Consider the following 10,265-nt stretch of genomic DNA (forward strand, 5'->3'; position numbering starts at 1 on the left):
AACCGGTGTTTTTATACGTTATTTCGTAATGAGTGCGGTATTTCGTGACTGTGATAGTACCACTATTTTGTTAGGAGGCTGAAAAAAATGTGGGCATTATATGCAACTCTTTAGATATTATGTACCTCTTTGAACCAAATAAGAAATACAATAAAGAACTGTTGTTGGTGAGTGATGATCTCACAAACCAATATACTACATAAATTTAATTGAACCCATGAAGAAGTCTATTGCATTGAGTTTTGCCTTGCTTTTATTGACACTTGTAGCCCAGGCACAGTCTACCGAAACCCGTAACCTTGAAGCATTTTCGCGCTTGAGCGTGGCCGAGGGTATCAAAGCCATTGTGGTAAAGGGAAATACAGAAGCCATTGATATTAGTGTAAGTGGTAACATTACTGCCAAAGAGGTGTTAGCCGAGATAAAAGGAGATCGATTAAGAGTACACCTGGAAGATGGACGGCGCTATCGTAGGGTAGATGTAAAGGTGAAAATTACCTGTCGGTCATTAACAGCCATTAGTGCAAGTTCAGCCGCCCGCATCGACCTGCAAAGCAATTTTAAAAACATTGCCAAGGTATCGGCAAGTTCGGCAGGGTCGGTCAAGACCAATTATACCATCAGTGGTAGCTCTATGGCATTGAATGTGTCTTCAGCGGGACGCTTTGAAGGAAAAGTACAGGCAAACGACTTGAAACTGAATGCTTCTTCAGCAGGTAAAATGCTTTTATCAGGTGGCAGCACCAACACTTTGGTGGCCAGAGGAAGTTCAAGCGGGCGAATTAAAGCACAAGATTTTACAAGCCAAAGTGCCGAGATAAGGGTGAGCTCAGGTGGAAGCATAAGAGTAAATGTGAGCCAAACAATTGAGGCTAGAGCAAGCTCAGGTGGGTCGATTATATACGCTGGCAATCCTCAAAAGGTAAATGTAAAGAGCTCAAGCGGAGGTTCTATTAGAAAAAGATAAGAAAACATAGGTTTTATTCTGTTTATTGCTTACCCACAATAGGAATGTTGTGGGTATTTTTTTATATTAGAATAACCAATATTGCATGATCACCTTTTAATTCTTTTCATTATGAAAAAAAACCGCCAACTTCCTAAGTTTTTGACGCTGTTATGGTTATTTGCCCTTACTTGTTTTTTGGTGCCTGCTTATGCCCAGTACGACCACGAATCCGAGGGTACAGCTGAAATAGAGGTAGAGATACAGGTACAGTCAGATGCCTACCCAAGCATATACAAAGATACACGTGTTGTAGATTGCTTCAGGCGTAGAAAAAGCCCACGTTATACAAGTATTTATCGTTTAGAACGAGAACTAAATGCCTTACAAAATAGTACCCACAAGCTGCATGTGTTGAAGCGGCAAGTACGTAAAGCTACACGGGTGTTAAAATCTCACGAAAATGCCCTTATGGCAGAAATACACGACATAGAAGGCTACATAAAAGTAGACGAAAGCTTAAGTCAACCTAAAGTCATGGAGTATTACCGCTCGATAAATATGCTCACCAGCCGACTGTTGATTAACCGAGCCAAGCAACGCAAGTTAAGACACCTAGAGCGCAGAACCAGACGTTTGATATCTCATAACAATGATTCAAGGTCGGGGCGCTATCGCAGTTGTGGCAAGTCGTATTATAGTAGGTACAAACACCGCCATCATCGCCACCACGAAAATACCGATTCTAACCCTTGGATGCTTGCTTTTGTAGGCTTGTTTGGAGTCAACTTACTAATAGGTGGGCTGGTTGCCTACAAGACCTTAGGGAAGTAGTGTTTGCTTGCTATATGAAAATTCAAAAGCCCTCTTTGAACTAATCAAAGGGGGCTTTTGGGTTGGTGGTTTAAGCTTCGTTCATATCTTTACACCCCAAACTGTTGGAGGTGATGCTCTAAATGCTTGAACATTGCCCGTCCTTTTTCGGCAGCAGTCATCTTTCCAAAAAACTCATGCGGAATAGCTTCAGCTTTTACTGGTCCCATTTCGTAAAAAACCCTCAGGGCATTGAGTAAACGTGTTTTTTCCTGCTCAAAGTTTTTGGGGCTGTTTTGTACATAAGCCGGGTGCGTTTTTTCACCATGTTTGTATTCCCCTTTGACCACCATTTTTTTGATCATAGGTTTGAGTACTTTCAGCAAAAGAGAGGTTTTTTTCTTAAGAGGGGCTCCGTTGGTTGTTTCTTGTACAGCCGCACAATGTGCCAGCATTTGTGCGGCAGACATCTTACCCCAAAGGGGGCGGGTGTTGGCATTGAGTTGGTCTAAGCGCGCCAAACAAGTAGTATACGTATCGTAATTAAATAAATCTTCTTTCATAAATCGTTTTTTGTTTGTGGTGTTGAAATGTTTGGTTGATTTTCAATAGCCTATCACTTTTTAGTGTCATACATTGGGCATTAAATTAAAAAAGTATGGGCTAAATCTATTAGGGTAGGTGTTTAACATACTAAAAAAAAGTGGTCAAACCAAAATGCTTGTGTATAAGACTGAAAAATGCGCATCTTTAAAATTCAATGAATATAACTTCATACAAATTTTGCTTGCGACTGTTCTGCTACAAGGCAGGTATTTTGAACAAAGAAAAGGTTATCCTTGGCCAATAGTCAAAAAACAGTGGATAACAAAGCAAGTAATAAAAGGTGAAAAAGAAGGAGTATTTTGGCTAAGGAACATGTTCAAAATAAGTGTCGAGATTGAGGTCATAAACTCAAGGCTGACTGAGGCACTTTTAGCCTTTGGCAGAGCTCAGCGCAGCAAAGCTGCAGCTATCGGGTGTGCCCTGAAACAAAGCACAACAAGCTTTGTATGCTATAACTAAGATGGTGGTAGACCCACCAAAGGCGATTTACAGGAATAGCCTTTAAACCACTCTACGGTGCTATGACAGTAATGTTTTGGTATTGAACGGCTAGAGAAAAGGCTCCGCTGGTACGGAGTCAGGTGTGAATAAGAGAGATGAACGCAAGTGAACCAATGAAGAAGTGTCGAGAACAGCTACTTGTTGTCAAAACCAGACTTATCCGATAAAGTTTGGGACAAAGCATAGAGCGTACCCTGTCAAGTGTCTATGTGGCAACCGTCATTAAGTTGGCATGACTCTTATTTAGGCTTAGTTATGGAACAGGGGAAGCCCTCTATGATCATTAAGGGAAAGTACAAGTAGCGATCCTACAAGGCGAATACTGAGATGATAGAGGGTGGCGGATGAACTCGTATTAGTGTAGAAGCTTCTGTAATGGAAGTGGAGCGAAGGGGTTCAGTTATACAGTTTTCAAGTTTTTAACAACTTAATAATATGAGGAGGATTAAAAGCGACAAGACAAAGTCATTACCATTTTATCACTGGAATACAGGAGTTAAATTATGATGATTTGTATAACAAGAGCCGTGTGATGGGAGACTATCACGCACGGTTCTGTGAGAGATTTGGGGTGAAAATCCCCTTATCTACTCGACTTTGCGGGCAAGGCAACATCCGGGGGATGTTGAGCCAGACCGTGGGACGGTACCACGGACAATAAAAGCTCATAGTCCCGGCGGAACTGCCGGGGTAACGAAAGTCAGTAAAGAGAACCGCAGAACGAAGTTCAAGCTCTGCGAAGCTAATATGTTCTAAACCGGACAGCTTCAAAGTCCCGATTTCTTATCGGGGTTATTGTTGAGGGCTATGCCCGAAATCCCGTTTACGGGGCGATCACGTTCCTAAAAGGCATAAAAAAAACCTCTGCAAAATGCAGAGGTTAATTGTTTTTGGTGAACCGGGTAGGATTCAAACCTACGACCTCCAGAGCCGTAATCTGGTGCTCTATTCAGCTAAGCTACCGGTCCTTTTTGTTGTGTCCCTTGTTGTAAGGGATTGCAAAGGTACGCACTTTTTTTATTTGTGCAAATATTGAGGATAAAAAAATATAGAAAGCAAGTTTCTTGTGTATAAGTGATTGATTATAAAGGAATTATATTTGGTTTTTTTCAGTGAAGAGGTTTTTTGTACGTAAAAATTGCAGGCGTAATATTTACACAGTTTAAACTGTGTAAGTTTGCAGCATAACAAAAGTATGGTCGTTAGGGTAAAGAGGTGATCAGGTCTTTGCCTGAAATAAAATCCTAATTAGCACAAATTTCATTTTCATATTTTTTTAAAAAATGCTTTTAAATCTATTCATCCTTGCAAGCGTTGGCGTTATTACCAAAGTTGCCATTGTCAGACGTATCAGGCGTGTCGAAAAACCAGCAAATCAGGTGGCGCCCCTACTTCCTCTCGAAAAAAACAAAGATCATACAGTGTGTACCACTTTTGCCCGTGAAGCTAAAGCTGCACCCGCAAGATATAATGAAGAGGAGGAAGAGATGACTAATCTTTATGCTGGAATGTAACCCAGCATAAGAGCTTGTTTAAATTTTCGGTCATAGGAGATTTTATGACGAGTTTTTGGATTAGATGCGTCAAACCGAGCTTTAGCGAGCTCTCTGCCTTTTGGCTAATTTTAAACAAGCTCTAAATAAAGAAACTCGCGTCAAGGCTTGGCGCGAGTTTAATTTTGCGTACTAACAATTATTTTTGACAATTTTCTTTCAATACTATAAATCAATTTTAAGAGAAAAGGTTCAAAAAAAACAAAAAAATTATTTCCCTCTATTCTTTCCCTTCTTTTTATAGGTGTTGATAAAGTCTTTCCACGACTGGGTTTTGTATGCCTCTGCCCCCAAAAACTCTAAAATAGGTGCCAGTTTTTTTGCTTTGATATAGCCATTATGCCGATGAATGACCTGGTAATCGGGTGAAAGCACCACCAGGGTGGGGTAACTTTTTGCTTTGAGCGCCAATGTCAGCCCTTGTATGCCTTGGTTGTTACCTTGGGTCATAAAAGGATATACCTGACCACCAAAACGTATCTTTTGAGGATGTTCGGCATTGAGTTTTACTGCATAAAAATATTCGTTGATTACCTTTGTCACTTTACGTTTGCTAAGTGTGGCTTTGTCAAGCATTTTGCAGTAGACACACCAGTCGGTTTCAACCTCTATCAATATATAGCGAGGGTTTTGTTGCATGGCTTTTTCTAGTTGGGCAAAACTGAGCCATTGTATAACTTTGTTGTCTTTCTGTTTTTTTTGGGCGCTAGCCCAATTGCCGCAAAGAATGAGCAGCAGAGATAAAAAAAGAGTTTTTTGTGTCATCATTGTGTATCAAAAACTATTGGCCTAAAGCCAGTAAAAAGGAGCAGATACTCTACTCCTTTTTAACCTTACAACTTTTAAAAAGCACGAGGCTACGAAATATTAGACTATAATCATTCAATAATACATTACTGGTTGAAAAAATCTTTGGTAAAAACCAACAGTGTTTTTGATGGCTGTATGTCTTTAACAAATATTTGCATTGTTCACCAAACAGCTGTTTTGTTTCTTTACTTAACGGATGCTGTACCTTACCCCAAAAAATCCTCTAATGCCCTGATTGGGTGCAAACACATAAGTAGGGTCAAATGTGTACCCATTGGGGTTGTTTACTGGGTCATCCGCAGTTTTATCAAACGGATCAAACGCCCGCATAATAGAGTTGGCGGGAGGTGTAAAGTTGAGTAGGTTTTTTACCCCACCGTATATTTCCAGTCCATTGTTAAACTTTTTGGTGATTTGGATATTTTGCAAACTATACGTTTCTGAAAACTCGTTGCGGAAGTCATTCTCTAGTATAGGTAGCCTCATGGGACCATATACATTGCCGGTATAATCAATGCTTAAGTTCCAACGAGAAAAAGTATAACTAATCGCAAAAGTTCCGGAAATATTTTCAGTAAGTAATTGGCGGTTACGCTCTAGTTGCCCCACAGCGTTTTTTTCCATTGCGTACACATCCATTAAGGTAGCACCTGCCATTATTTTCAATGGAAAAGTAAAAGCAAAGTCTAAATTAAGGCTTACCCCTTGTGACACTGCATAACCATCCAGGTTGTCGTAAATAATCTGGTCATCGTTGGTTTCATAATCTGCAATGATTTTGTTAGAAAAACGGGTATGAAAAGCCGTAGCATCTAAGCTCAACACCCCAACACTGGTAGGTATAAACTTCTGGTAGTTTAAATTTACATTGACCGAACGTTCCGGGCGAAGCGCTTCAGTAACGATTACATCACGGGCTCCTGTAGTAGCTGCGTGGTCTTCGGTAAACAAGTTGACTACCCTAAAACCATTGCCAAAGCTCAGTCTGAATATATTATTTTTGTTGGGTGTCCACTTATAGTTAAATCTTGGGGTAAAAATGCTACCGTGCTCAGAGTTATAGTCGTAACGTGCCCCTAGCAAAACCTTATGTTTATTGCCCAGTTTTATTTCATCCTGCACAAAAATACCCGGTAAATAAATCTCATCAGGCTTGTTGGTGCCGCTGTTTTCGTCGCCAATACGGGTAGCAGGCGTGTTGTCGTCGTACCAGGTATAACGCAACGCCAACCCAAACAATGCATCGTGGCTTTTGCTTATTTTTTTGTCCCAAACCAACTGTCCAAAGGCAATTTGTTGCTGAGCAATGTACCACATATCTCCATACACCGAGTTTTGGTCGTGGTGACTATACGAGAAGTTGGCCATTATTTTTTCACTGTCCAAAGGCAGTTGGTAAGCCCCCATTAGCTCATAGCGGGCAGTGTAAATAGATTCTCCATAGATTTGGTCGCTGCCTCGATACTGTGGAGTCCAGTTCATTTGCCCGCCCCAACGATCTTCATAAATAAAACGCCCTGCAATAGAAGCCACCCGGTTATTGATACGTTTGAAGTTCCACTTGTTAAATACCGATACGCGATTTTGCAAAGTAATGTCCGTAAAACCGTCCCCGTTATTGTCTAAGGGGTTGCTGTAGTTATAATAATTAACTCCTAGCAATGAGGTTGCGTTCTTTTTCCCAAATTTTACCGCCAGGTCTGCATTGTATTCTTGCCACGAAGTAGCCATTACATCTGCCGAAAATAGCGCGACATTTTCGGGAGTTTTGGTAATCACATTGATCAACCCACCTACCGCTTCAGAGCCATACAGGGTAGAGGCAGGGCCTTTGACTACTTCTACCCGCTCAATCATACTGTTAGGAATCCCGTTTAGGCCGTACACTGTAGACAAGCCACTCACTATGGGCATTCCATCTATGAGCACCATTGTATAAGGACCTTCCATTCCATTGATGTGAATGTCGCCAGTATTGCAAACGGCACAATTGAGCTGAGGGCGCACCCCATTTACAATTTGCAATGCCTCGAAAAGTACGGGAGTGGGATTTTTCTTAAAGTAAGAAGGAGAGTACACCTCTACTGGTACAGGAGATTCTTTGCGTGAAATGGCTTTCATTGTTCCTGTGACTACTATTTCGTCCAATTCTTCCGCGTTTTCTGCGACTTCTATATTGATCGTGTTTACCAGGCTCTTTATACTGATTGTTTGGCTGTTACTAGCGTAACCAATGGCGCTAAACTTAAGCGTGTAGTTGCCATAAGGCACGTTAGTAATGGTAAACCTTCCTTTTTCATCACTGGCAGTACCCATTGGAGTATTGGCAAGCGTAATGTTGGCAAAAGATACCGGAGTACCGTCTTTCAAGGTTACTTTTCCAGTAATTTTTCCGCTTTGTGCGAATACGGATGTAGTAGCCAAGACAAGACTAAGGAATATAGTAAAAAGTATATGTTTGGTCATTGTTTTTTATTTCTCTGAGTTTATTTTAATGCAAAGGTAAATATATTTTTAGATTAGTCTAAAAATATATTAAAAGTATTTTGAAAATATTTAACAATGTGTGTTTAAATATTGTTTTTGCAGCGCTTGTTTTTAGTTTTATAGGGCTTTTATGCTAGGTTTTGATAGGGTTAATTTGGTGGGGGAGTGGCAAGCGTGGAACTTTGCCGCTTTAAAATGGTTATATATTTTGAAAACTCAACCGAAAACTTCAAAAGGAATAATCTCATGAATTGGAACGACATCGTCAAGTTTGCCGAGCAAGGTAATCCAACCCCTGATAGGGTAGTTACTAAAACTGAAGAGGAGTGGAAAGCCCAACTTACCCCAGAGCAATACCGCATTACACGACGCAAAGGCACCGAGCCGGCTTTTTCGGGCGATTTGTGCCATACTTATGACAAAGGCAAGTATGCTTGTGTATGTTGCGGCACACCTTTGTTTGACTCTAGCCTAAAGTTTGATTCTCAGTCGGGTTGGCCAAGCTTTACCGAGCCAATTAAAGAAAACGCCATTAAGTATGAAAAAGATACCTCTTATGGCATGGTAAGGGTAGAGGTCATGTGCAATGTATGCGGTGGGCACCTTGGGCATGTGTTTCCCGATGGACCTCTACCCAGTGGTTTACGTTTTTGTATCAACTCTGAATCAATCAAACTAATGACCGAGTAAGCACTTGGTTGGCTGCAAGGCACCAAAGTGTAGGGTGCTTTGTGGCTGCTTGCTATGTCTGCCCGTTTCAAACAATATTTTTCCCGCCTTAGGCTTTTTTTCTCCTGTCTCCACCAAAGTATGACTGTATAAAAGGTTGGTTTGTAGTACTTTTGAGTATCAATTACAAACCATATAATCATTTATGTTACATAGATATATCATTACTAAGACACGCTCTGTAGGTAGCCTGCTATTGGCATTGCTTTTTGCTGCGTGTACAAGTCAGGCACAAAACGTAGAAAAATTTGCGAAAGAAACCGACGAGTTTTTGACCAAATTCATCAATACTGTAAAAGAATTGCCAAGCATATCGGTCGTAGTAGTCAAAGGCGACCGTCCTGTGTTTATGAAAAGCTACGGCTATGCCGACATTGCCCACAAGGTAAAAGCTCAAAACAACACCCCTTATTATATTGCCTCTTCTACCAAGTCGTTTATGGGCATGGCAGCTGCCATACTCGACCATCAAGGCAAGGTAAACCTCAACGCTACTCTTGCCGAGTCGATGCCCTCTATCAAATTTGACGCATCGGTCAAAGCCGATCAGGTAAAGCTGCGTGACCTATTGACGCATACTTCAGGCATCAAAAACGCGTATTTTGGTTTTAGGGCGGCTTATTCAGGCAACATCGATCGCAAAGAAATGAATTGGGTGCTGGAAAACAAATCGGGGCGCCGCGATGAAATAGGGAAGTATCGTTATACCAACCTGGGGTACAATATATATACCCATATGACCAACAAAAAACTAGGCATTCCGTGGCAAGATGTATTGCACAACCTATTATTTAAGCCTTTGGAGATGGAACGCACCACTGCCTATATGTCGTTGGCAGAGAAAAACGGCTGGAAATACGCCAAGCCTTATTTTGCTTTGGGTGAGAATGGTCCTGAGGAACTGTATTTGATGAAAAAAGACAATACAATGCAGTCTGCCGGAGGGTTGATTACCACGGTAAAAGATATGGCCAATTGGTTGATTTTTAATATCAATGAAGGCAAGTTTAAAGGTAAACAACTAGTGCCTGCCAAAGTAGTAAGAATGGCACACTCGCCTTTGGCAAAGCGAAAAAGTGATCGTCGCCCTTATGGAAGCAAAGGCTATGGCTTGGGTTGGGAAAATGGTACCTACCAAGGCAAAAGAGTATTACAGCACGACGGCGGTTTTGCCGGTTTTAGAACCCACGTAGCTTTTATGCCTGACACCAAGGTAGGTATCACGGTGCTGGCAAACGATGGAATGATTAGTGGTGATTTAGCCCATGAGTTATCTAGGTTTGTGTTTGATTGGTGGCTTAAAGGAGGGAAATCTTCTCGAAAACTCAATGCTTTTGTGAAGAAAACTGCTAAAAAAGTAGACAAATACCGCAAACGTTTTGCGGCGAGTAAAGCCAAACGTGCCAAAAGAACCTGGCAACTGACCGAGCCATTGAAACACTATATCGGAGTGTACTATAACCAAAGCTTGGGTAAATTATATGTAAAATTAAAAAACGGAAAGCTAGAGGTAGTTCACGGTAATATGCATTCAATCGCCACGCCTTTTGTCAAAGAAAATACCATTCGGGTAGAGTTGGTGCCTGGAAGAGGTTGGGTAGTTGGATTTAAGATAGCAAAAGGCAAAAAAGCGACCGAACTCACTGTGGACGGTGATGTGTTTAAAAGAGTGAAGTAGGAACAAAGGTTATATACAATGGATGCCTTTGTTTATCAAATAGCAAAGGTGCCCATTGTTTTTTACATCAAAACTCCAGGGTAAGCTGAGTACCCGTGTCTTTGTTGCCGTCAAGGTTTGATATGCCCAAGCCCAACAAGCG

The 10,265-nt window shown here is 41.2% G+C and carries 9 protein-coding genes and 1 tRNA gene; 6 read left to right on the forward strand and 4 right to left on the reverse strand.

Annotated elements, in window-relative coordinates; genetic code table 11:
* Positions 1 to 217 precede the first annotated feature (217 nt).
* Positions 218 to 967, forward strand: coding sequence for a head GIN domain-containing protein (locus M23134_RS22705; protein WP_004156446.1), 750 nt, complete (start codon positions 218 to 220; stop codon positions 965 to 967).
* 111 nt (positions 968 to 1,078) lie between these two features.
* Positions 1,079 to 1,780 carry a hypothetical protein gene (locus M23134_RS22710; RefSeq protein ID WP_004156447.1) on the forward strand — a complete coding sequence of 234 codons (702 nt, stop codon included), beginning with the start codon at positions 1,079 to 1,081 and terminating at the stop codon, positions 1,778 to 1,780.
* 89 nt (positions 1,781 to 1,869) lie between these two features.
* Here the strand turns inward: M23134_RS22710 and M23134_RS22715 are convergent, their stop codons facing one another.
* The gene (locus tag M23134_RS22715; RefSeq protein ID WP_004156449.1) at positions 1,870 to 2,322 is read right to left on the reverse strand and encodes a DUF1569 domain-containing protein; all 453 of its coding nucleotides are present in this window, start codon (positions 2,320 to 2,322) and stop codon (positions 1,870 to 1,872) included.
* A 160-nt stretch (positions 2,323 to 2,482) separates the two neighbouring features.
* On the opposite strand from M23134_RS22715, the gene M23134_RS22720 reads away from it, so the two are divergent.
* Positions 2,483 to 2,824 carry a hypothetical protein gene (locus M23134_RS22720; RefSeq protein ID WP_157558598.1) on the forward strand — a complete coding sequence of 114 codons (342 nt, stop codon included), beginning with the start codon at positions 2,483 to 2,485 and terminating at the stop codon, positions 2,822 to 2,824.
* A 933-nt stretch (positions 2,825 to 3,757) separates the two neighbouring features.
* Here M23134_RS22720 and M23134_RS22725 read toward each other — a convergent pair.
* Positions 3,758 to 3,834, reverse strand: a tRNA-Arg gene (locus M23134_RS22725).
* A gap of 315 nt (positions 3,835 to 4,149) precedes the next feature.
* On the opposite strand from M23134_RS22725, the gene M23134_RS22730 reads away from it, so the two are divergent.
* Positions 4,150 to 4,380, forward strand: coding sequence for a hypothetical protein (locus M23134_RS22730; protein ID WP_045114130.1), 231 nt, complete (start codon positions 4,150 to 4,152; stop codon positions 4,378 to 4,380).
* A gap of 249 nt (positions 4,381 to 4,629) precedes the next feature.
* Here M23134_RS22730 and M23134_RS38710 read toward each other — a convergent pair whose 3' ends face one another.
* Entirely contained in the window at positions 4,630 to 5,187 is a 558-nt protein-coding gene (locus M23134_RS38710; RefSeq protein ID WP_004156453.1) for a thioredoxin family protein, read from the reverse strand.
* 231 nt (positions 5,188 to 5,418) lie between these two features.
* Complete coding sequence (locus M23134_RS22740) at positions 5,419 to 7,695, reverse strand: TonB-dependent receptor (protein ID WP_045114131.1); 2,277 nt, start codon at positions 7,693 to 7,695, stop codon at positions 5,419 to 5,421.
* Between the two features lie 267 nt (positions 7,696 to 7,962).
* Here M23134_RS22740 and msrB point away from each other — a divergent pair, with 267 nt between their 5' ends.
* On the forward strand, positions 7,963 to 8,406 hold the full coding sequence (gene msrB / locus M23134_RS22745) for a peptide-methionine (R)-S-oxide reductase MsrB (protein WP_004156456.1): 444 nt from the start codon (positions 7,963 to 7,965) through the stop codon (positions 8,404 to 8,406).
* Between the two features lie 184 nt (positions 8,407 to 8,590).
* Positions 8,591 to 10,123, forward strand: a complete 1,533-nt coding sequence (locus M23134_RS22750; protein ID WP_045114132.1) for a serine hydrolase domain-containing protein — start codon at positions 8,591 to 8,593, stop codon at positions 10,121 to 10,123.
* Positions 10,124 to 10,265 lie beyond the last annotated feature (142 nt).

The sequence above is a fragment of the Microscilla marina ATCC 23134 genome, assembly GCF_000169175.1.
Classification (GTDB): Bacteria; Bacteroidota; Bacteroidia; order Cytophagales; family Microscillaceae; genus Microscilla; species Microscilla marina.

Excerpts from the sequence above, each read along its gene's own strand:
- M23134_RS22750 (WP_045114132.1), top strand. The coding sequence starts at position 8,591 with ATGTTACATAGATATATCATTACTAAGACACGCTCTGTAGGTAGCCTG.
- M23134_RS22730 (WP_045114130.1), top strand. The coding sequence starts at position 4,150 with ATGCTTTTAAATCTATTCATCCTTGCAAGCGTTGGCGTTATTACCAAA.
- M23134_RS38710 (WP_004156453.1), bottom strand. The coding sequence starts at position 5,187 with ATGATGACACAAAAAACTCTTTTTTTATCTCTGCTGCTCATTCTTTGC.
- M23134_RS22740 (WP_045114131.1), bottom strand. The coding sequence starts at position 7,695 with ATGACCAAACATATACTTTTTACTATATTCCTTAGTCTTGTCTTGGCT.
- M23134_RS22715 (WP_004156449.1), bottom strand. The coding sequence starts at position 2,322 with ATGAAAGAAGATTTATTTAATTACGATACGTATACTACTTGTTTGGCG.
- M23134_RS22710 (WP_004156447.1), top strand. The coding sequence starts at position 1,079 with ATGAAAAAAAACCGCCAACTTCCTAAGTTTTTGACGCTGTTATGGTTA.
- msrB (WP_004156456.1), top strand. The coding sequence starts at position 7,963 with ATGAATTGGAACGACATCGTCAAGTTTGCCGAGCAAGGTAATCCAACC.
- M23134_RS22705 (WP_004156446.1), top strand. The coding sequence starts at position 218 with ATGAAGAAGTCTATTGCATTGAGTTTTGCCTTGCTTTTATTGACACTT.